This window comes from Brevundimonas sp. PWP3-1b1 (assembly GCF_049896065.1).
In the GTDB taxonomy this organism is placed as follows: domain Bacteria; phylum Pseudomonadota; class Alphaproteobacteria; order Caulobacterales; family Caulobacteraceae; genus Brevundimonas; species Brevundimonas intermedia_B.
The window spans coordinates 2,172,466-2,194,908 of sequence record NZ_JAFCTO010000001.1; the positions used below are offsets into that span (position 1 = coordinate 2,172,466).

At 66.9% G+C, this 22,443-nt stretch carries 15 protein-coding genes; 8 read left to right on the forward strand and 7 right to left on the reverse strand.

Annotated features, from left to right (window positions below; all coding sequences use genetic code 11):
• The first annotated feature begins 159 nt into the window (after positions 1 to 159).
• The 4 genes from ACP69V_RS10710 (at position 160) to ACP69V_RS10725 (ending at position 3,784) form a co-directional block, all read left to right on the forward strand.
• A complete protein-coding gene (locus tag ACP69V_RS10710; RefSeq protein WP_426023807.1) occupies positions 160 to 735 on the forward strand; it encodes a TetR/AcrR family transcriptional regulator in 576 nt (191 codons plus the stop codon).
• Positions 735 to 2,432, forward strand: a complete 1,698-nt coding sequence (locus ACP69V_RS10715; protein ID WP_426023808.1) for an MFS transporter — start codon at positions 735 to 737, stop codon at positions 2,430 to 2,432. Before ACP69V_RS10710 ends, ACP69V_RS10715 begins: the two co-directional genes overlap by 1 nt.
• 13 nt (positions 2,433 to 2,445) lie before the next feature.
• On the forward strand, positions 2,446 to 3,546 hold the full coding sequence (locus ACP69V_RS10720) for an HlyD family secretion protein (RefSeq protein ID WP_426023809.1): 1,101 nt from the start codon (positions 2,446 to 2,448) through the stop codon (positions 3,544 to 3,546).
• A 61-nt stretch (positions 3,547 to 3,607) separates the two neighbouring features.
• Positions 3,608 to 3,784, forward strand: coding sequence for a hypothetical protein (locus tag ACP69V_RS10725; protein WP_426023810.1), 177 nt, complete (start codon positions 3,608 to 3,610; stop codon positions 3,782 to 3,784).
• Between the two features lie 3 nt (positions 3,785 to 3,787).
• Here the strand turns inward: ACP69V_RS10725 and ACP69V_RS10730 are convergent, their stop codons facing one another.
• From ACP69V_RS10730 to ACP69V_RS10745, 4 genes are all read right to left on the reverse strand, one after another.
• Positions 3,788 to 3,991, reverse strand: coding sequence for a hypothetical protein (locus ACP69V_RS10730; RefSeq protein ID WP_426023811.1), 204 nt, complete (start codon positions 3,989 to 3,991; stop codon positions 3,788 to 3,790).
• Positions 3,992 to 4,298: 307 nt separating this feature from the next.
• Positions 4,299 to 5,732, reverse strand: a complete 1,434-nt coding sequence (locus ACP69V_RS10735) for an efflux transporter outer membrane subunit (protein WP_426023812.1) — start codon at positions 5,730 to 5,732, stop codon at positions 4,299 to 4,301.
• Positions 5,732 to 9,004 (reverse strand): efflux RND transporter permease subunit, encoded by a 3,273-nt coding sequence (locus ACP69V_RS10740; protein ID WP_426023813.1) that lies wholly within the window; start codon positions 9,002 to 9,004, stop codon positions 5,732 to 5,734. Before ACP69V_RS10740 ends, ACP69V_RS10735 begins: the two co-directional genes overlap by 1 nt.
• A gap of 3 nt (positions 9,005 to 9,007) precedes the next feature.
• On the reverse strand, positions 9,008 to 10,210 hold the full coding sequence (locus tag ACP69V_RS10745) for an efflux RND transporter periplasmic adaptor subunit (RefSeq protein WP_346494990.1): 1,203 nt from the start codon (positions 10,208 to 10,210) through the stop codon (positions 9,008 to 9,010).
• 171 nt (positions 10,211 to 10,381) lie between these two features.
• Here ACP69V_RS10745 and ACP69V_RS10750 point away from each other — a divergent pair, with 171 nt between their 5' ends.
• The gene (locus tag ACP69V_RS10750) at positions 10,382 to 10,951 is read left to right on the forward strand and encodes a TetR family transcriptional regulator (RefSeq protein WP_409714026.1); all 570 of its coding nucleotides are present in this window, start codon (positions 10,382 to 10,384) and stop codon (positions 10,949 to 10,951) included.
• 70 nt (positions 10,952 to 11,021) lie between these two features.
• Here the strand turns inward: ACP69V_RS10750 and ACP69V_RS10755 are convergent, their stop codons facing one another.
• Both ACP69V_RS10755 and ACP69V_RS10760 read right to left on the reverse strand, forming a co-directional pair.
• Entirely contained in the window at positions 11,022 to 12,296 is a 1,275-nt protein-coding gene (locus ACP69V_RS10755; protein ID WP_426023814.1) for a sugar MFS transporter, read from the reverse strand.
• 204 nt (positions 12,297 to 12,500) lie between these two features.
• On the reverse strand, positions 12,501 to 15,401 hold the full coding sequence (locus tag ACP69V_RS10760) for a TonB-dependent receptor (protein WP_426023815.1): 2,901 nt from the start codon (positions 15,399 to 15,401) through the stop codon (positions 12,501 to 12,503).
• A 289-nt stretch (positions 15,402 to 15,690) separates the two neighbouring features.
• Here ACP69V_RS10760 and ACP69V_RS10765 point away from each other — a divergent pair, with 289 nt between their 5' ends.
• Together ACP69V_RS10765 and ACP69V_RS10770 are read left to right on the forward strand one after the other, a co-directional pair.
• On the forward strand, positions 15,691 to 17,496 hold the full coding sequence (locus ACP69V_RS10765) for an alpha-amylase family glycosyl hydrolase (protein ID WP_426023816.1): 1,806 nt from the start codon (positions 15,691 to 15,693) through the stop codon (positions 17,494 to 17,496).
• On the forward strand, positions 17,493 to 19,133 hold the full coding sequence (locus ACP69V_RS10770) for an alpha-amylase family glycosyl hydrolase (protein WP_426023817.1): 1,641 nt from the start codon (positions 17,493 to 17,495) through the stop codon (positions 19,131 to 19,133). Before ACP69V_RS10765 ends, ACP69V_RS10770 begins: the two co-directional genes overlap by 4 nt.
• A gap of 8 nt (positions 19,134 to 19,141) precedes the next feature.
• Here the strand turns inward: ACP69V_RS10770 and ACP69V_RS10775 are convergent, their stop codons facing one another.
• A complete protein-coding gene (locus ACP69V_RS10775) occupies positions 19,142 to 20,161 on the reverse strand; it encodes a LacI family DNA-binding transcriptional regulator (protein ID WP_426023818.1) in 1,020 nt (339 codons plus the stop codon).
• Between the two features lie 106 nt (positions 20,162 to 20,267).
• Between ACP69V_RS10775 and ACP69V_RS10780 the strand changes: the two genes are divergently transcribed.
• A complete protein-coding gene (locus tag ACP69V_RS10780; RefSeq protein ID WP_426023819.1) occupies positions 20,268 to 22,328 on the forward strand; it encodes a glycoside hydrolase family 97 protein in 2,061 nt (686 codons plus the stop codon).
• Positions 22,329 to 22,443 lie beyond the last annotated feature (115 nt).

Here is a 22,443-nt window from a genome sequence, read left to right on the forward strand (position 1 = left end):
GGGTCGCGCGGTGGGCTAGGTCGCACCATCCGCCCCTCACCCTTTCGCGTTGACCGATCGCTGACGCTCTCGGACGCTCAAGCCCTCTCCCAATGGGAGAGGGAAGTTGCATTTAGCCCCTTGCAAAGCGGACACCATTGTCCATTTAAGCGCGTCACCATGTCGCGCCCTGCCCCCAAACCTGTCCGCAAGGACGCCGTCCACAACCGCGCCGCCGTGCTGGAGGCGGCGCGCGCGGTCTTCGGCGCGCACGGGCTGGACGCGCCGTTGGAGCTGATCGCCGAAAAGGCCGGGGTCGGGCGGGGCACCCTCTATCGTCACTTCGCCGACCGCACAGAACTGGCTCTGGCCGTGCTGGAAGCCGATGTCGCGGACCTGGGGCGGCGCACCGCCGAACAGGGGGACGATCCGTCCGTCTTCTTCTGGTTTCTGGACCGACTGGCCGAGGACATGATCCGCAACGCCGGGCTGGCGGGGGTCGTGCGGAACGTGCGGTCGCCGGATGCGCTTACCCCTTTGCGGCAGAGCTTGATGGAGGCGGGGGCCGCACCGCTGGCGCGGGCCCAGGCCGCCGGTCTGGTGCGAGAGGATTTGCGGCCGATGGACATCCGTCTGATCGCCACCCTGCTGGGCGCCGGCTTTCAGGGCGCCGACGCGGCCGAGCGGCAGGCCGTGTCGTTGCGGACCCGCGCGATCATCCTCGACGGACTGAAGCCTCGCGGGGAGGCGCGCTGATGGCCCGCAACAACTGGCACCTGCCGTGGGAACAGTATGTCGAGACGCTGAAGCCTCACGAGCGGCCGATGATGCCCGGCTCGCCCGCCACGCCGGATCATTCCTGGCCGATGCGGATCCAGTACGCCCTGACCGGCCTGCTGGTCGCCATGGTCGGGTCGCTGGGCAACGCCGCCGTCACCGCCAACATCCAGAACCTGCAAGGCTCGCTGGGGATCACCATCACCGAGGCCGCCTGGCTGCCGGTCGTCTTCGTCATGACCAACGCCTGCATGAACCTGATCCTGGTCAAGTTCAGGATGCAGTATGGGCTGCGGCTGTTCACCCAGATCTTCCTGGGCGCCTTCGTGCTGGTCTGCGCCGCCCACCTGTTCGTCGACAACTATCAGTCGACTCTTCTGGTGCGGGCCATCGCCGGCATGGCGGGGGCGGGTCTCAGCAGCTTGGGCTTTCTCTACATCATCCAAGCCTTCCCGGCGGCGCACCGGCTGAAGGGGCTGATCATCGGCATCGGCCTGGCCAGTTTCGCCGTGCCGATCGCGCGCCTGATCATGCCCAGCCTGCTTCAGCTCGGCGACTGGCGCGCCTTTTACCTTTACGAACTGGGCATGTGCCTGGTCGCCTGGGGCGCGGTGCAGGTGGTCAAGCTGCCGCCATCCGAGCGGCTGCGAGTGTTCGACCGGCTGGACTTTCTGACCTTCGCCCTGTTCGCGCCGGGGGTGGCCCTGCTGTGCGCCGCGCTGGGCCTGGGACGGATCGTCTGGTGGACGCAAGCGGCCTGGATCGGCTGGGCCCTGATCGGGTCCATCGTCCTGCTGACCGCCGCCTTCCTGGTCGAGCACAACCGCAAAAATCCACTGATCAACACCCGCTGGCTGACGGGGCCGGACCTGCTGCGCCTGTTTGGGGCGATCCTGCTGATCCGTATGGTGCTGACCGAACAGACCTCGGGCGCGGTGGGCTTTTTGACGGTCGTCGGCCTGGGACCGGATCAGCTGCATGGCCTGTTCGTCGTCATCCTGTTGTCGATGATCGCCGGCACCCTGGTCAGCGCCTTCACCCTGAACATGGAGAAGCTGAACAAGCCGATCGCCATCGCCCTGGCCCTGATCGCGGTCGGCGCCTGGATCGACAGCCATTCGACCGTTCTGACCCGCCCGGCCCAGCTCTATTTCAGCCAGGCCCTGATCGCCTTCGCCTCGGCCATGTTCATCGGCCCGGCCCTGATGATCGGCATCGCCAAGGTGCTGACCCAGGGCAAGCAGAACCTGATCAGCTTCATCGTCATGTTCAGCGTGCTTCAGAACGTGGGCGGCCTGGCTGGAGCGGCCCTGACCGGCACGCTGCAGATCGTCCGCGAGAAATATCATTCCAACCAGTTGGCGGCCGGCATCTCGGCCCTCGATCCGCAGGTGGCGTTGCGCCTGCGCCAGCTGTCGGGCGCCTATTCGTCCACCCTCACCGACCCTGCGTTGCTGAACGCCGAGGGGACAGCCCTGCTGAGCCGTCAGGTGACGCAACAGGCCAATGTGCTGGCCTATAACGACGTCTTTCTGGTCATCGCCGTGATCGCGGCCCTGGGCTGCGCCTGGGTGACCGTCACCCATCTTCGCCCGCGCTGGAAGGCGCGCCGCGACGCCAAAACGACCGACCGCGACGCCGCATCCCAGGCCGCCGCCGTCGCCGCCGCAGATTGAACCGAGACCCGCCATGACCGACGCCGCCCCGCCCGCCCCTGCACCTCAACCGGCCCCCGCCGCGCCGGCGCCCGCGCCCGCGCCCAAGAAGAATGTGCTGTGGGCCGTCATCGCCGCCGGGGTCGCCCTGCTGGGCGTCCTGATGGTGCTCTACGCCTGGCAGCTTCCGCCTTTCAAAGGCGCCGTCCAGCGCACCGACAACGCCTATGTGCGTGGCCAGGTGACCATCATCAGCCCGCAGGTGAACGGCTATGTGGTCCAGGTGCCGGTCCAAGATTTCCAGACCGTTCAACAGGGTCAACTGTTGGCCCAGGTCGACGACCGCATCTATCGCCAGCGGCTTGAACAGGCCGAGGCCAGTCTGCATTCGGCCCAGGCTGCTCTTTCCAACTCGACCCAGACCCAGGCGTCCGCGCGCGGTTCGGTGGCCCAGCAGCGCGCCTCCATCGCCGCCGCAGAGGCGACCCTGACCCGCGCCCAGGCCGACGCCAACCGCGCCCGCACCCTGAAGGCCGGGGGCTGGGTGGCCCAGGCCAATGTCGACATCGCAGAAGCCGCCCTGCGCAGCGCCCAGGCTCAGGTCGCCCAGGCCCGCGCCGCCGAGGGCATCGCCGAGACCGGCGTCACCTCCGCCGTGGTCGGCCGCGACAGCCTGGCCGCCGCCGTCGAGAACGCCCAGGCCGCCGTGCGCCTGGCCCAGATCGACCTGGCCAACACCCGCATCGTCGCCCCCCGCCCCGGCCGCCTGGGCGAGATCGGCGTGCGCCAGGGCCAGTATGTCACCGCCGGCGCCCAGCTGATGGGTCTGGTCCCCGACGTGGTCTGGGTGACCGCCAACATGAAGGAGACGCAGATGAAGAACATCCGCGTCGGCCAGCCGGTCGAGATCACCGTGGACGCGCTGGGCGGTCAGACCCTGCGCGGCCACGTCGAACGCATCGCGCCCGCCGCCGGCAGCGAGTTCAGCGTCATTCGCCCCGATAACGCCACCGGCAACTTCACCAAGGTCGCCCAGCGCATCCCGGTCCGCATCCGCATCGATCCGGGTCAGGAAGGGATGGACCGGCTGTCGCCGGGGATGTCGGTGGTGGCGAAGGTGAATACGGCGGGCTAATGCGCCGTTTCGGAACGCCTCGGTCGCCCTCGCGCTTCCTCTCCCATCAAGGGAGATCATCATGGACCGCGAACAGACTGAAGGCCGGGAGAAGAACGGGGCCGATCCGGCCGGCAAACCGGACGCCCTGACCTCCGACAAGGATACGAAGAAGGTCGGTCAGGCCGAGCGTCAGAGCGCGGGGCCGGATGGGCCGGACGCGACGGAGATCGGCGACACCTTCAAGAAGCAGCCCTGAGCCTTACGCTCTGCGGGGTGACAGGCTGGCGGCGAGCAGATGCACATCGTGCGCCCGCATCCGCTCGAAATTGCCAAGCCCAAGAGCCAAAGCACGCATGATCTCGTTCTGGCGCGTGTGTTCGGGATGGGCGGGCAAGGACGATTCCGCCCGCGCCAACTCCGCATCCAGTTCGGCCATCATATGGGCCAGTATTCCGTCGTTCATCTGATCCTCCATCGCGCCGCCGACCACCGAAAACGGTTAGAGCACGACGAGAACAAATGGGGAACACGCTGCGAGATCGAGACTGTGGATGATCGTCTCCTACCCATTTCATGGGGAGGTGACGCGGCGCGTCTTCAGCGCCGTGACGGAGGGGTTCTTACCGCGTCACAGGCGCCTGCGGGACTTCAAAAGCCCCTTCCACCGCTACGCGGTCCCCCTCCCCACAAGTGGGGAGGAGACGGCTTAAAGAAAAAGGGCCGGGCGATGCGTCGCCCGGCCCTTCGGTCTTATCGCTAGCGCGTAACGATCAGCTGTCGGCCTGCCAGCCGCCGGCCAGGGCGCGGAACAGGGCGATCTGGTAGGTGGTGACCAGGGCGTCCGATTGGGCCAGGGCCGCGTCGGCCGCCGCCTGGGTGCGTTCGGCATCCAGCACCAACAGGAAGCTGTCGGCGCCGGCGTTGAAGCGCAGGCGCGACAGGTCGGCGGCGCGGGCCGCCTGGTCGCGCGCCTCGGTCAGGGCCGCACGGCGGTCCAGCTCGTTGGCGTAGTTGGACAGGGCCGTTTCCGTCTCCTGCAGGGCCGTCAGCACCGTCTGGTCGAAGGTGGCCAGCGCGGCGTCCGAGCGGGCGCCGGCGGCCTTGATCTGAGCGCGGGCGGCGAAGACGTTGGGGAACGACCAGCTGATCAGCGGACCGAAGCTGAAGCGGAAGTTCTGGTCGTCGCTGATCTCGCCCGATTCCAGCGCCGTGGAGCCGATGGAGCCCCCCAGGCTGATCTGCGGATAGAGGTTGGCGGTCGCCACGTTCACGCGGGCGGCGGCGGCGGCCAGCTCGGCCTCGGCCTGACGCACGTCGGGACGACGCGCCAACAGGGCCGCACCGTCGCCGACCGGGATCGGCTGGGTCAGTTGCGGCGGACGAACGCAGGCGGCGGCGGCCTGGCTGGCCTCGGCGGGGGTGACCCCGGTCAAGGTGGCCAGGCGGAACAGCGCCTCGTTGCGGGCCGCGCGCAGGGTCGGCAAGGTCGCCGCCGTCTGAGCCAGGGCCGCGCGGGCGCTGGCCACGTCCAGCCCAGTGCCGGCCCCGCCGTCGAGCAGGGTCTGCGTCAGGTTGGCGGTGTTGCGTTGCAGCTCCAGCGTCCGTTCCGCCACCGCGATCTGCGCATTGGCCGAGCAGGTGTCGGCGTATGCGCGGGTCGTCTCGGCCGCGACCGTCACCTGAACCGTGGCCAGGGCGGCCTCGGCGGCGCGGGCGTCGGCGCGGGCGGCGCGGATGGTGGACTCCACCCGGCCGAACAGGTCGATCTCGTACGATGCCTGAAGACCGACGTCATAGGTGTCGATTTCGGGCGCGTCCTGACCGGCAGGCAGGCCCTGGACCGTGGCGGCCGAGCCGCGGCTGCGCTGGGCCTGGGCGCTGGTCGTCGTGGTCGGGAAGCGACCCACGCGGGCCTCCGACAGCGACGCCCGGACGGCGCGAAGGTTGGCGAAGGCGGCTTCGAGCTGGTTGTTCTCGGCGAAGGCCTGCTGGATCAAGGCGTCCAGCGTCGGGTCTTCATACAGCCGCCACCAGTCGTCGCGCGCTGCAGCGGTCGAGACGGTGGGGCTGGCCGAGCCGATGAAGCCTCCCGTCCCGGCGACGGGCAGGTCGGCAGGCGGCGCCTTGGGCCCGACCGCGCAGGCGGCGAGCAGGGCGCTCGACGCTGCGGCGGTCAGGAAGCTGAGGGTCTTGTTGCGGGTCATCAGATGTCCCCTCCCCGGCCGGTCGCGGGCGCCGGAGCGTTCGGATCGGTCAGATCGCTGGTTTCGTCGTAACGCTCGATCCGTTCAGGGTTCGAGGTCGGATTGGGCCTATGGCCTTGCGGAAGTTTCGAGGACAGCCAGCGGCTGACCACATAGAAGACCGGCGTGAAGATCAGGCCGAAGAAGGTCACGCCCAGCATGCCCGAGAAGACGGACGTGCCCAGCGATTGCCTCATCTCCGCGCCCGGCCCCGTGGCCAGCATCAGCGGCACGACGCCGAGGATGAAGGCAAACGAGGTCATCAGGATCGGACGCAGACGGGTCTTGGCGGCGGCGACCGCAGCCTCGAACCGGTTCATGCCCTGCTCTTCTTCCGCTTGCTTGGCGAACTCGACGATCAGGATGGCGTTCTTGGCGGCAAGCGCAATCAGAACGACCAGCCCGATCTGGACCAGGATGTTGTTGTCCAGACCCCGAAGGTTCACCCCGATGATCGCGGCGAGCAGACACATCGGCACGATCAGGATGACCGCCAGCGGAAGCGTGAACGCCTCATACTGAGCCGCCAGCACCAGGAAGACGAACACCACCGCCATCAGGAAGATGACCGTCGCGCCCGAACCGGCCGCCTTCTGCTGATAGGCCAGGCCCGTCCATTCGTAGGAGAAGCCCTGGGGCAGGGTCTGCGCGGCCATGTTCTCCATGATCTGCAGCGCCTCGCCCGACGACACCCCTGCCGCGGCATTGCCCTGAAGTTCGGCGGCCGGGAACAGGTTGTAGCGCACGATCCGCGCCGGACCGGAATCGTTCATCAGGTTGGCCACCGAGCCGATCGGCACCATGGCCCCCGACGACGACTTGGTCTTCAGGTTGGCGATGTCGGCGATGTCGTCGCGCGCCGTCGGCTCCGCCTGCGCCGTCACCCGGAAGGTGCGGCCCAGCATGTTGAAGTCGTTGACGTAGGACGAGCCGAGATAGACCCCCAGCGTGTCGAACACGGCGCTGGGCTGGACGCCCATCATCAGCGCCTTGTCACGATCGACGTCGGCGGTGATGCGCGGCGAGGCGGTGTTGTAGGTCGAGAAGACCTGGCTGACCTCGGTCGGCGCCTGGGCGGCCGCGCCCATCATGGCGAAGGTCGCGCCTTCCAGCGGACGGTAACCGGCGCCTTCACGATCCTGGATCATCATCGAGAAGCCGTTGCCGGTGCCCAGACCTTGGACGGCAGGCGGAGCGATGACGAAGATCTGCGCGTCCTCGATCTGGCCCGTTGCCTGGGTGATTGCGCCGGCCAGGGCCGCGGCGGCCTCTTCCTTGGTGCGATCCTCGAACGGATTCAGGCGCACGAAGATGGTGGCGGCGTTGGAGCCGAACGAGAAGCTGGAGCCGTCCAGGCCGGCGAAGGCGATGGCGCCGTCGACGCCCGGGGTCTGGCGGATGATGTCGCTGGCGCGGGTCATCACCGCTTCGGTACGGTCCAGCGAGGCGCCGGCCGGCAGCTGGATGACGCCGATCAGGAAGCCCTGATCCTGCTCGGGAATGAATCCCGAGGGCGTGTCGATCAGACGCCAGGCGGTCAGGCCCAGCAGACCGGCATAGATGATCAGCACCAGACCGACCGTGCGCACCAGACGCGCGGTCAGACGGCCGTAACGGTCCGACAGCCAGTCGAAGCCTTCGTTGAACTTACGTCCGGCCCAGCCGCCGTAATAGACGACCGTGCCCAGGACGCCCGGCTTGCGGGCATGTTCGTGGTCCTTCTTGTGCGGCTTCAGCAGCAGAGCGGCCATGGCCGGCGAAAGCGTCAGCGACACGAACAGCGAGATGACAGAGGCCGAGGCGATCACCACCGCGAACTGGCGATAGAAGATGCCAGGAATGCCAGGCACGAACATGGTCGGCACGAACACCGACACCAGCACCAGGCCGATGGCGATCAGAGCGCCGGACACTTCCTGCATCGACCGATAGGCGGCCTCCTTGGGCGTAAGCCCTTCGCTGATGGCACGCTCCACATTCTCGACCACGACGATGGCGTCATCGACGACGATGCCGACCGCGAGGACCAAAGCGAACAGGGACAGGGAGTTGATCGAATATCCCAGCGCCAGCTGCACCGCGAAGGTGCCGACCAGGGCGACGGGAATGGCGATGATCGGGATGATCGCCGCGCGCCAGGTCTGCAGGAAGACCATGATCACGATGACGACCAGGATGACGGCTTCGACCAGCGTATGCTGGACCGACTCCACCGAGGCGGCGACGAATTCGGTCGGATTGTAAGGCACGGAGATATTCATGCCGGCGGGCAGTTCAGCCTTCAGGGCATCGACCTCGGCCAGGACCCGGTCGGCGGTGCCCAGCGCGTTCGCGCCCGGCTGCTGAACGATCGCGACGCCGACGCCGCGCTGACCGTCGAAGAAGCCGCGAATGCCGTAGTCCTGGGCGCCCAGTTCGATCCGCGCCACGTCACGCAGATAGGTGACGCGCCCTTCGGCGTCGGTCTTCAGGATGACCTTGGAGAATTCTTCGGGATCGCTCAGACGGCCCTGAACCTGGACCGGCAGCTGGAATGAGGAAGCGTTGTTGGCAAAGGGCGGCTGGCCGATGGAACCGGCCGCGGCCTGGACGTTCTGGGCGCGCAGGGCGGAGACGATTTCGGGACCCGTCAGACCGCGCTCGGCCGCCTTGGCCGGGTCGATCCAGACGCGCATCGAATAGTTGCCGCCGCCGAACACCTGAACCGCGCCCACGCCTTCGATGCGCAGCAGGCGGTCCCGCAGCGTGGAGTTGGCGTAGTTGCCGACATAGTCGTTATCCAGAGTGCCGTCGGGCGACGTCAGGCCCAGGATCATCAGGAAGCCGCTCTCGGCCTTGTTGACCACGACGCCCGTCTGGCGAACCGCCTCGGGAAGGCGGGGTTCGGCAAGAGCCACCCGGTTCTGGACCAGCACCTGCGCGGAATCGAGGTCCGTTCCGGGCTGGAAGGTCACGGTGATCGCCACCGCCCCGTCCGAGGTGGACGAGGAGGTGATGTAGAGCATGTTCTCGACGCCGTTCACCTCCTGCTCGATGGGGGCGGCGACGGTCTCGGCCAGGGTCTCGGCCGAGGCGCCGGGATAGGCGGCGTTGATGGTGATCGTCGGCGGCGCGATCTCCGGATACTGCGACAGGGGCAGCAGCGGATAGGCGGCGACGCCGATGATCGTGATCACCACCGCGATCACGGCCGCGAAGATCGGCCGGTCGATGAAGAAGCGGGAGATGTTCATGGCTTAGCCGGCGGGAATGGAGTTGGCGAACGAGGCGCTGGACGCCGGGGCCGCCTGGGTGACCGGGGCTTGCGACGCATCGGCCGCGACCGGCTGGATCTGACCGTTCTTGGGCGTGACCTTCGAACCCGGCTGGGCCGCGCGTTGCAGGCCGGCGATGATGACGCGGTCTGTCGGGGCCAGGCCCGAACGGACGACGCGCAGACCCTGGACGATCGGGCCCAGCTGGACGGCCTTGTTCGTCACGGTGCCGTCGGCGTTGACCACGGCGACGGTGCGGCGGGCCTGATCCGTGCCGATGGCCGAATCCGGCACCAGCAGGGCGTCGTAGGCGCCGGCGCCGGCCACCTGGGCGCTGCCGAACATGCCGGGGCGCAGGAAGCCGTCGGCGTTGGGCAGGATGGCGCGCAGGCGGATGACGCCCGAGGCGGTGTCCACGGCGTTGTCCGAGAAGTCGAGACGGCCGGTGTGCTTGTAGGTGCTCTCGTCCTGCAGGCGGACGTTGACCGTCGCGCCCTGATTGGCGCCGCCCTCACGCAGATACTTCAGCAGGACCGCTTCCGAACCGTCGAAGACGAAGTGGATCGGGCCGCCCGAGATGATGGTGGTCAGGACGTCGCCTGCCGACGAACCGCCGGCGATGACATTGCCCGGATCGACACGACGGTCGGACACGCGGCCCGAGGTCGGCGCCGTGACGCGGGTGTAGTCCAGATTCAGACGCGCCGTGCGGACGGCGGCGTTGGCGGCGGCCAGATTGGCCTGGGCCGCATCGACGGCGGCCTTGTTGGAATCATATTCGGCCTTGGACACCGCCTGCGAGGCCAGCAAGGTCTCGCTGCGGGCCAGGTTGGCGCGGCTCAGCGTGACCTGCGACTGCATCTGGGTCACTTGGGCCTGGGCCTGGGCCAGAGCGGCCTGGGCCGGACGCGGGTCCAGGGTGAACAGCAGCTGGCCGCGCTGGACCATCTGACCGTCGCGGAAGTGAACCGCCTGGATATAGCCGCCGACGCGGGCGCGCACTTCAACGCTCTCGACCGCTTCGAAGCGGCCCGTGAACTCGTCCCAGTCCCTGACCTGTTGCTTCAGCGGCGTCGCCACCGTCACCGGTGGCGCGCCTTGCGCCGGAGCTTCCGCCTTGGGGGAACAACCATAAAGCGCACCCGTCGCCATGACGGATACGGCCGCAATCTTCAGCCCGCGCATCTGCGCAATCTCCCTGTCGGAGGTAAAATCCCAGTCGTGCGGACAGAGGCCGATGGGGAGTCGGCCTTGTCAACGCGTGGTGACTTAATGGTCGGGGACGTGACGCTTGTCAACAGGCGTTGACAAAGCCATATGTGATCTACGGTTATTCACCTGTGGAGTGTCATCACCTTGTTATGTCCCGGCCCACGCCCGAGAAACGCCGCCGCAACCCGCACGGCCATTCTCGATGCTGCGCGTGAGAGATTCGCGGCAGACAGCTATGACGACGTGGGCATGCGCGACATCGCGCGGGATGTCGGCGTCGATGCGGCCCTGATCAGCCGATACTTCGGATCCAAGGACGACCTGTTCCTGGCCGCTCTGGACAGCTGCGGCGACGGCAGCGCGCTGATGCAGGGCGAGAAGGCCGACTTCGGTCGACGCGTCGCGCACGAGATCGTCTTCGAGCCCAAGAAGGCCGAAAAGTTGAAGGGCATGTCGATCATGCTGCGCTCCATCGGCTCGGCCAAGGCTGCGGAAATGGTTCAGACCACCTGCACCCAGCGTTTCTTCGGCCCGCTGGAGGATTGGCTCAGCGGACCCGACGCCACCGTGCGCGCGCGTTTGCTGGCCGGCTTCATCATGGGAATGTCAGTCAGCCGCGAGCTGGGCGGCGGCAGCTTCAACATCGAACCGGCCCAGTGCGAAGAGATGCGCGACCGGCTGGCGCCGATCCTTCAGGCCCTGATCGACGGCTGATCACGTTCCGATAATGAAGAAGGGCGCGGAGGTTTCCCTCCGCGCCCTTTGTCTTGTCCGGCGACCGGTCTCAGTGCGAGGCGGTCGATGTCACCTCAGCGCGCGGCTTGGTTCGGATGCAGGCGATGGCGAAGATGGTCAGGCCGACATAGCCCAGCATCGGCACGATGAAGGCCGGCTGAATTCTGCCCGCCGCATCGGCGATGTGCGCCGCGACCTGAGGCAGAAGCGCGCCGCCGATGATGCCGAAGACCAGCAGGCCCGAGGTCGCCGAGGTCGGCGCGGTCGAACGCTCCAGCGTCAGGGTGAAGATGGTCGGGAACATGATCGAGTTGAACAGACCGATCGACAGGACGGCATAGGCCGCCGTCGGGCCGCCGATCTGGCTCACGATCAGGCACAGGACAGCCGCCGCGACGGTGCAGCAGGCCAGAACGACGCCAGGGCGAACCTTGGTCAGGATGGCCGAGCCGATGAACCGGCCGACCATGGCGCCGCCCCAGTAGAGGGCGACCATCTTGCCCGCCGTCTCGATGGGGGCGTTCAGGATGTCGGGGCTTTCCAGGAAGTTGGTCAGCATGCCGCCGATGGCGACTTCCGATCCGACATACAGGAAGATGGCCAGGGCGCCGAAGACGGCCCAGGGCGAGGACAGCGCCTTCAGCGGCGACACCGCGTTGGTCGTGACCGGGGCGGCGGCGTTGATCTTCTTGCGCGCCGTGAAGATGAAGACGGCGACCAGAGCAAAGAAGGAGCCCATGCCCAGGAAGGCCATGTCGATGCTGCGCAGCGATTCCGTGCGCGTGGCGACGGTCACGACGGCGCCGGCGGCGAAGACCCCGCCGGTCAGCAGGACGTGCGAGCCCAGCCACGGGCCGATCGTCGTGCCTAGCGAGTTGAAAGCCTGGGACAGGTTCAGACGGCTGGACGCGTTCTTGGGGCTGCCCAGTTCGGCGACCAGCGGATTGGCCGCGACCTGCAGCAGGGTCACGCCCGAGGCGATGACGAACAGGGCGATCAGCACGCCGGGATACCAGTCGGCGGCGGTGGCGGCCGGCACGATCAGACAGCCCGCGACCATGACGATCAGGGCGCCGATGATCGAACGGCTATACCCCAGCTTGCTCAGCACCGAGGCGGCCGGCAGGGACATCAGCCCATAGGCGATGAACCAGGCGAAGGTCGTCAGGAAAGCCTCGGCGTTGTTCAGATCGAACACGCGCTTCACCGCCGCGATCAGCGGATCGATCAGCGAGGTGGCGAAGCCCCAGGCGAAGAACAGCGTGGTGACATAGGCGAAGGCCAGGCCCGCGCCCTGGCGTTTTCCGGCGTCCGGAACGGTCATGGATGTGATCCCCCAGTGAACAAAAACGGCCGCGCTGTGCTCGCGCGGTTCTCGCAAGGCTTGGTTCCGACATCGCGCTCCATGCGTCCAGCCGAAAAGCACGCTCTGTAACGAAACTTTTCCGTCATTCGACGGCGCGAGCAAAGAAAAGGGCCGCCTCGCGAACGCGGCGGCCCAAGTTTGCTCAGAAGAGAGGGGTGGAAATCAGAACCGGTAGTTCATGCCGACCGCGAAGGTCCGGCCGTAGCTCTGATAATCGATGGTCCGGCGCTCATCGCCGTTCTCGAAGGTCTTGAACGGCTCGTCGGTCAGGTTGTTGACTTGAGCCAGGATCGACAGACCCTCCAGCGGACCGGACTGGAACTCATAGCCGACCTGGGCGTCCACGACGGTTTCCGCAGCGACCGACCGCAGGGTGCGGCCGTTGCCGAAGCCGGCGACCTCGCCCAGATAGTCCGAGCGGTGACGGGCGGAAACGCGGGTCTGGAAGCCGTAGCGCTCGTAATACAGAGTGCCGTTGATGACGGTTTCCGACAGGCCGGGCATGGTGGTCGGGGCCACGTTCGGATCGGGCTGGACCTCGCTGTCCGTCTGCGACGCGCTGAACAGACCGCCGAAGCCTTCCAGCGCCGGATGGAAGATGTCGAACGGCGCCGAGACCGAGAACTCCAGGCCCTTGATCCAGCCGCCTTCGCCGTTGTCGGCGCGGGTCGACAGGCCCTGGTTGATCACCGGCGTCACGCCACCCGTGGGATAGCCGGTGAAGTCGACGATCTCGTTGCGGGTATAAACGTAGCTTTCCAGGTGCTTATAGAAGGCCGCCAGCGAGACGTAGCCCTTGCGGTTGGCGAAGTATTTCTCGAACGACAGATCGACCACATCGGCGATGTAGGGGCGCAGTTCGGGATTGCCGCCGCTGGCGCTCCAGGGCGAGGCGTTGTCAGGCTGGGCCGTGTCGTTGTTGTTGGCGATGTTGAACGAATAGTTCTGCGACGCGCGCATGTCGTCCATCCGCGGACGCGCCAGGGTGCGAGCCACGGCGAAGCGGGCGAACAGGTCGTCGCCGACTTCCAGGATGAAGTTCGAGCTGGGCAGGATTTCCAGATAGTCCACGCCGCCCGACACCGCGACCGTCTCGGACACGCCCGGACCGACCTGGCGGGCCGAGAAGCCGTCCGAGCTCTGATCGGTGTAGACGAACTGCATGCCGACGTTGCCGGTCAGACGACGACCGAACAGGTTATGATCGAGATTGGCGCGCACATAGCTGGTCGAAACCTTCTCGGTGACGCCCCAGTTGCCGGAAATGACGTCGGCGTTCGGGTTGCGGATCAGATTCAGCGCGCCGCTGTTGACCAGGCCGAGCGCGTCATAGCTGAGCACCTGCGAGATGCCGAGATAGCCCAGGTCGGTCGGGTCCAGCAGGAACTCGGAAGGCACCGCCAGATCGCCGCCGCCGGGGACGCCGAGGTAGTACTGGTCGTTGACGAAGGTCTTGGTGCGTTCGGAATAGTTGAAGCCGAAGTCGATCGACTTGAACGGGCTCTGGTGCAGCTGGCGGGTCGCCGTCAGTCGCACGGCCTTGATCTCGTCCTCGATGGACGGGGTGTTCATGTAGCCGGCCTGACCTTCCGGGATCACGTCGCCGCCCCAGCCCTGCGGGCTAGTCAGGAAAATCAGCGAAGGGTCAGCGTAGTCCAGCTGGCTGGTGAAGCGCGTCACGCCATCGTCGGTCAGCTCGAAGCCCAGGGTGTCCAAGGCGCCGTTGATGTTGCGGCCCGTACCGGCGTTGGTTTCAAGGATGATGTCGTTGCGCTCGACCTTCGAGTAGTTGACGTCCAGACCCAGGGTCCAGTCGTCGCTGGCGACGAACTCGGTGTTCCAGCCAATGGCCGTGATGTTGCTGTCGCGCTTGTTCAGGTCGTTGCGGACGACGCCCTTGATGTTGTCCCAGGTGCCGGCGACGATCAGACCGTCCTCGATCGTGGTGTCGGGACGCAGCGAGGGCGCAGGACGGCAGACGTTCGGCGTGGGAACGTTGTTGGTGATCTGGCAGCCGCCGAGGACCGTCTCGCTCCGGCCGGGGCTTTCGCCAAGACCGCCCCAATAGAGCGGGAACTCGATGCCGCGCAGGATCTGGGTGTTCTTGAACTCGGAATAGAAGGCGTCCAGCGTGGTGTGGAAGCGGTCGTTCGGACGCCATTCCAGCACGCCCATATAGCCATCGCGCTCAAGCTCCGAAGACATGACGTAGGGCTTGACGCCGCCCGTGACGAGCTGACCGATTTCGTCTTCATAACCGGGACGCGCCACGCGCACGCCATCGACCGTCTGGCCGAAGCGGTCGTCGTTGATGTCGATGGTCGGATAGCCCCAGCTGTTGAACCGCTCGGACTGGTACGGCGAGCTCATGTGGGCGTAACCCAGGGCGACGCCCAGCGTGCCGTCCAGGAACTGGTCGATGTAGGAGATGGTGTAGCGGTCGCCCTTGTCGGTCGTGCCCGAGTTCAGGGCGCCGATGTCGTTCCACTCGTGGCGATAATTCACCGCCAGGGCCTGACGGCCATAGGCCAGAGGACGCACGGTGCGCAGATCGACGGTGCCGGCCAGGCCCTGGCCCACCAAGGCCGCGTCAGGGGTCTTGTAGACGGTCACGCCGCCCAGCAGTTCCGACGGAAACTGGTCGAACTCGACGCCGCGGTTGTCGCCGGTCGTGACCAACTCGCGGCCATTCAGCAGGGCGGTGGTGAAATCGGGGCCGAGGCCGCGGATCGAGATGGCCTGGCTGCGGCCGTCGAGGCGCTGCGAGGTGACGCCCGGCAGGCGGGCCAGGGATTCGGCGATCGAAACGTCCGGCAGCTTGCCGATGTCTTCGGCCGAGATGACCTCGACGATCGAGGTGTTGGCGGCCTTGGCTGCGATCGACGCCTCGATGGAGCGGCGGATGCCGGTGACCACGATCTCGCCGACTTCCGTCGCTTGATCGTCGGCCTGAGGGGGCGTGGCGGCGGTCTGGGCTTGCGCCGCACCGACCGACATCATGGCGGCTGCGCCGAAGGCGACGCCGGATAGCAGGCGCGCGCGCCGGTTGAGACGTTGGAACATGGTCATCCTCCCTGGGGCTGATCGCGATTCTGAGCGTCGCGATCTGAAACCGTCGCAAAAATATGCAAATCTTTGGCAAGGTTGCAAGCAGTTAATATTGTCGCCCGATTTCAGCCCTCCCCGGGCGTCTCTTCAAGCCCCTGTAGGCTGGACGTAGGGCAACGAATGGCGACGCTTGCGCTGCATTGCAGCAAATTAAACCCGCGTTGACAGGCCCGGCCATTGCTGCAAAATCTTGCAAATCGATCTGGAAGGCTTTGCATTTTCCAGACAGCAGGGAGCGACCGTCATGAGGAAGAGGACCGCCGTCCGAAACGGACTGCACGCCATGGCGGCCGCAGCGAGCCTGCTGGTGGCCTCCAACGCCAGCGCCGACAGCCTGGCCGATCTGCGCCAGCGCCTGCCCCAGGACGAGGTGATCTATTTCCTGCTGCCGGATCGGTTCGCCAATGGCGATCCGTCGAACGACCACGGCGGTTACGCGGCCGAGCGGCTGAAGAGCGGCTTCGATCCGTCTGACACCGACTTCTATCACGGCGGCGATCTGGCGGGCGTGACCCAGCGCCTGGACTATATTCAAGGCCTGGGCGCCACAGCCGTCTGGCTGGCGCCCGTCTTCAAGAACAAGCCGGTCCAGTCGCACGGAAACTACACCGGCGCGGCGCACCACGGCTATTGGATCACCGACTTCACGGCCGTCGATCCGCACTTCGGCGACGAGGCGGCGATGCGCGCCTTGGTCGAGGCGGCCCATGCGCGCGGCATGAAGGTCTATCTGGACATCGTCGCCAACCACACCGCCGACGTGATCCAGTACCGTGAATGTCCCGAAGGGCGCTGCGCCTATCGCAGCCGCGCCGACTATCCCTACACCCGTCGCGGCGGCGTCGATGGCGCGCCGATCAACGAAGGCTTCGACGGCCGCGACTTCTCGCGTCTGACCCGGCCCGACTACGCCTATACGCCCTACGTTCCGGCGGGCGAAGAGAACGCCAAGGTTCCGGCCTGGCTGAACGATCCGATCCACTATCATAACCGGGGCGAGAGCACCTTCTCGGGCGAAAGCTCGCTGGATGGGGACTTCGCCGGTCTGGATGACCTGCTGACCGAGGATCCGGTCGTGATCCAGGGGATGATCGACGTCTTCGGCGGCTGGATCGACAAATACGGCATCGACGGCTTCCGCATCGACACCGCCCGCCACGTGAACCCCGCGTTCTGGCAGGCCTTTATCCCCGCCATGATCGCCCGCGCCGAGGCCAAGGGCATTCCGAACTTCCACATCTTCGGCGAGGTCTATGACCACGATCCGGCCGTGACGGCGCGGTTCACGCGCGTCGACGGCTATCCGGCCGTGCTGGACTTCCCGTTCCAGAAACAGGCGGTGGACGCGGCTTCGGGCAAGGTCGGCACCGACGCCCTGTCCAAGCTGTTCGACGCCGACACGATCTACGACAAGGGCGCCGACACAGCCGCCATCCTGCCGACCTTCCTGGGCAACCACGACATGGGCCGGGTCGGCTTCTTCGTGAAACAGGCCAATCCGAACGCGAGCGACGCCGAACTTCAGTCGCGCATCGCACTGGCCCACGCCCTGATGATGTTCAGCCGGGGCGTGCCCACCCTCTATTACGGCGACGAACAGGGCTTCGCCGGCGCGGGCGGATACGGAAACTCGCGCCAGGACATGTGGCCCAGCCAGACCCCGGTCTATGCGAACGAGACGCCCGTCGGCGGTCGCCAGCCGGCCTATTCGACCGATGCGCCCCTGTATCGCGCCATCTCCGAAATGGCCCACATCCGCGCCGCCGAACCGGCGCTGCGACGCGGCCGTCAGGTGGTGCGCGCCTATGGCGACAAGCCGGGCCTGTTCGCCATTTCGCGCATCGACCAGGACGGCGGCGAGGACGGGAGTGAAATCCTGGTCCTGTTCAACACCTCGACCACGCCCGTCGCCGCCCAGGTCGAGGTGGAGCCCGGCTCGCTTCGGTGGCAGGCTCTGCGCGGCGACTGCGCGGCCGAGTCGTCGGCTCCGGCCAGTGTCGCCGTCCGCATCCCTCCCCTCGATTACCTCGTCTGCAAGAGCGTGCCGTGACTGCCCAGCCTCTCGATCTTTCCACGGCTGACGCCGCTCCTGAACCTGCACACGACTGGTGGCGGGGCGCGGTCCTGTACCAGATCTATCCGCGCAGCTTCGCGGACTCCAACGACGACGGCGTCGGCGACCTGAAGGGGATCACCGAGCATCTGGATCATGTGGCCTCGCTGGGCGTGGACGGGATCTGGCTGTCGCCCTTCTTCACGTCGCCGATGAAGGACTTCGGCTATGACGTCTCGGACTATTGCGACGTCGATCCGATCTTCGGCGACCTCGCCGACTTCGACGCCCTGATCGCGCGCGCCCATGCGCTGGGCCTGAAGGTCGTCATCGATCAGGTCTTCTCCCACACCTCCGACGAACACCCCTGGTTCATGGACAGCCGCGCCGGTCGCCAAGGCGAACACGCCGACTGGTATGTCTGGGCCGACGCCAAGCCGGACGGCTCGCCGCCGTCGAACTGGCAGTCGGTGTTCGGCGGCCCGGCCTGGACCTGGGATGCGCGGCGCGGCCAGTACTATATGCACAACTTCCTGGCCTCCCAGCCTCAGCTGAACGTCAGGAACCCGGCAGTGCAGGACGCCCTGATCGCGGCGGCCCGCTTCTGGTTGGACAAGGGGGTGGACGGCTTCCGCCTGGACGCCATCAACTTCGCCATTCACGACCCGTCCCTGCGCGACAATCCGCCGATCGCCGACGGCAAGAAGCGGACGCGCCCGTTCGACTTCCAGGACAAGATCTACAACCAGTCCCACCCGGACATCATCGGCTTCCTGAACCGCGTCCGCGCCCTGACCGACAGTTACGAAGGCCGGTTCACGGTGGCGGAGGTCGGCGGCGATCACGCCGACCGCGAGATGAAGGAATTCACCGCCGGGAACGACCGCCTGCACTCGGCCTACGGCTTTCTCTACCTCTACGCCGACACGCTGAAGAGCGAGCTGATCGGCCTGGGCGACAGCATGTGGCCGGATCAGCAGGGTGAAGGCTGGCCGTCCTGGACCTTCTCGAACCACGATGCGCCGCGCGCGGTGTCCCGTTGGGCGCAAGGGCGCGACGAAAAGGCCTTTTCGGAAATGGCCTTGCTGCTGCTGATCAGCCTGCGCGGCAATGTCTTCGTCTATCAGGGCGAGGAGCTGGGCCTGGCCCAGGCCCAGGTGCCGTTCGAACGGCTGGTCGATCCCGAGGCCATCGCCAACTGGCCCCTGACCCTGGGCCGCGACGGCGCCCGCACGCCGATCCCCTGGGTGGCCTCGGCGCCCAACGCCGGCTTCTCGACGGTCGAGCCTTGGCTGCCGGTCGATCCGCGCCATCTGCCGCTGGCGGTGGACGCGCAGGAGGCCGATCCGACCTCGGTCCTGCACATTGCGAGACGCATCATCGCCCTGCGGCATGCGCACCCGGCGCTGCGCACCGGCGGGCTGGAGTTGGTCGAAGGACCGCAGGATCTGCTCGTCTTCCACCGCTTCGAGCGCGCTGACGGCGGTGAACGCCTGTTGTGCGTCTTCAACCTCAGCCACGATCCCATCGACTGGTCGCCGCCTACGGGTGCGCGTCGCCTTGAGGCCATCAACTGGACCGAGGCGGACGGACAGACCCTGCCGCCTCTCACCGGCCTGTTGTTCGCGGTCTGACGATGGGTTCAGCCGCCGCAGGTCTCGCGCACGATCAGCTCGGTGGGCACCCGCTCCGACCGGCCGGCGCCGACGTCGGCGCCGCCGTGGTCCAGCAGTTTGGACACCATCAGCCGGCCGGCCTTCATCGTGTCCTGGGCGATGGTGGACAGGGCCGGGCGCGAGTAGCGGCTGAATGGCACATTGTCGAAACCGATGACCGAGACCTGGCCCGGTACGTCGATACCAGCGTGCAGCAGGGCGCGCACGGCGCCCAGGGCGATCTGGTCGGAGGCGGCCACCACGCCGTCGAAGGCGACGCCGCGTCGGATCAGGGCGTCCACCGTGGCCTCGGCCGACTCGACCTCGAAATGGGCGGGCACGATCAGGTCCGGTTCGACCGCCAGCCCGGCCTGGGCCAGGGCGTCCAGATAGCCGCGATGCCGCTGCATCGACTCGGGCGGATCCAGGTCGCCCAGAAAGACGATCCGCTTTCGCCCCAGCCGCGCCAGATGCAGGGTCGCGCGCCGTCCGCCCGAGATGTTGTCCGAGCCGATGGAGCAATAGTCCTGATCCGGCAGTTCGGCGCCCCAGACGACGAAGCGATGGTCGGCGTCCACCAGCCGGTTGAAGGCCGAATGCAGGCTGGACTGCCCCAGGAAGATCACCCCGTCCGCACGGCTGGTGTTCAGCGCGCCCGACAGCTCGTCATAGTTGGCGGGCGAGATATGGCTCATCAGCAGGTCGCAGCCGCGTTCGCGCGCCGCCTCGCCCACCCCGGCCAGAAGTTCCAGGAAGAAGGGATCGCTGAGGCGCCCTTCGCGACCCTGCGGGCGCGGCACGACCAGGGCGATGGTGCCCTGGGCGCCGATGGGGCCGGCGGGCATGTGGCGGCGGAACGGATAGTCGTGCTCCTTCGCCAGCTTCCAGATCGTCTGTTTGGTGCGGTCGTTGACGGCGGGGCTGTCGTTCAGCGCGCGCGAGGCGGTGGCGATGGACACCCCCGCCAGGCGGGCGATGTCTTCCAGACGGGTTGTCTTGCGGCTCAAGGTCGCGGGTCCTCACAGCAGCATGGCGACGCTGCAAATTTTTCTGCAAATATTTCAGCCACCGTTCGCGGCGGTTGGCAAGAGGCGGCGTAACGGAGTTCCCATGATGCAACGCAGATCTTTCCTGGCCCTTGGCGGCGCTTCGATCCTGGCTTTTGGAGCGACCGGCGTGCGCGCCCAGACCACGCCGACCCATGCCCGAGCCAGCTCGCCCGGCGGCATGCTGACGGTCGAGGCCTTCACCGACAACGACGGCCGGCCGATGTATTCGGTCCTGCGCCAAGGCCGGGTCGTGGTGGCCCCGTCCAAGCTGGGCTTCCTGCTGACCGACGCTCCCGCCATCGAGCGCGGCCTGGCCATCACCGCCGGCCAGCCGGTCACCGTAGACGACACCTGGGAACAGCCGTGGGGCGAGCGCCGCCTGATCCGCAACCACTACAACGAATGGCGCGTGTCCTATGCCGAGCGTTCGGGCCTGCAGCGCCGCGTGGACGTGGTGTTCCGCCTGTATGACGACGGCCTGGGCTTCCGCTACGAGTTCCCGGACCAGGCCGCGCTGAAAACGGTGCGCATCGGGTCGGAAATCACCGAGTTCAACCTGGCCGAAAACGGCGAGGCCCTGTGGTGCCCGGCCTGGGAATGGAACCGCGAGGAATACCTCTACAGCCGCACGCCGATCGACGCGGTGGGCAGCGCCCAGACCCCGATGACGGTCAAGGGCCAGTCGGGCCTGCACGTCTCGATCCACGAGGCCGCCTGCATCGACTACGCCGGCATGAACCTGCGTCGCTCCGACGGCACCAACTTCCGCGCCCAGCTGACGCCCGGCCTGACCAACGCCGCCGTGGTGCGCGAGGCCCCGTTCAACACCCCGTGGCGCACGCTTCAGATCTCGGACAGCGCGGCGGGTCTGATCGATTCCAGCCTGATCCTGAACCTGAACGAGCCCAACAAGCTGGGCGACGTCAGCTGGTTCAAGCCGATGAAATACGTCGGCGTCTGGTGGGAGATGCACCTGGAGCTGAAGAGCTGGAACGCCGGTCCCAAGCATGGCGCCACCACCGAAAACACGATCAAGCACATCGACTTCGCGGCCCAGCACGGCTTCGGCGGCGTCCTGGTCGAGGGCTGGAACAAGGGCTGGGACGGCCAGTGGTTCGCCAATGGTTCGGACTTCAGCTTCACCGAGGCCTATCCCGATTTCGACATCGAGGCGGTGTGCGCCCACGCCCGGTCCAAGGGCGTGCAACTGATCGGCCACCACGAGACCGGCGGCAACGCCTTCCATTATGAGCAGCAGCTCGAACCGGCGATGGCCCTGTATGAACGCCTCGGCGTCCATTCGGTGAAGACCGGCTATGTCGCGGATGCGCAGGGCGCGCGCGTCGCCGGGCCGGACGGCCAGATGGTCATGGCCTGGCACGAGAGCCAGGCGATGGCCCAACACCATATGAAGGTCGTCGAGGCCGGCGCCCGTCACAAGGTGGCGATCAACGCCCACGAGCCGTTCAAGGACACGGGCCTGCGCCGGACCTATCCGAACATCATCAGCCGCGAAGGCCAGCGCGGTATGGAATATTCGGCCTGGGGCAACCCGTCGAACCCGCCCGAGCACGTGCCGAACCTGGTCTTCACCCGCCTTCTGGCCGGGCCGATGGACTATACGCCAGGCATCTTCGGCATGGAGACGCGCAGCCCGCAGGGCATCCAGACCACCTGGGCCAAACAGCTGGCCTATTACGTCGTCATCTACAGCCCGATCCAGATGGCCGCCGACCTGCTGGTCAACTACGAGAACAATCCCGGCCCGTTCCAATTCATCAAGGACGTGCCGGTCGACTGGGACGAGAGCCGCACCCTGGCCGCCGAAATGGGCGACTATGTCGTCACCGCCCGCAAGGAACGCGGCACGGACATCTGGGCTCTGGGGGCCGTCACCGACGAGCATCCGCGCGTCCTGTCCGCACCGCTGGACTTCCTGGACGCCGGCCGTCGCTATCGCGCGGAGATCTACCGCGACGGCCCCGACGCCGACTACAAGGGCAAGCGCGAGGACATCGTCATCGAGCAGCGCGAGGTCACCTCGGCCGACGTCCTGACCCTGGCCCTGGCCCCCGGCGGCGGCCAGGCCATCCGCTTCGTACCGCTGGGTCGGAGCCGTCGGTGATTAGCGGCCATCAGACCCCAAACCCGTCATCCTCGGGCTTGTCCCGAGGATCCAGACTCCCGGTGTCCGCCGGTGCGTCACGTCCTCGACGGAGTCTCTGGATCCTAGGCGCAAG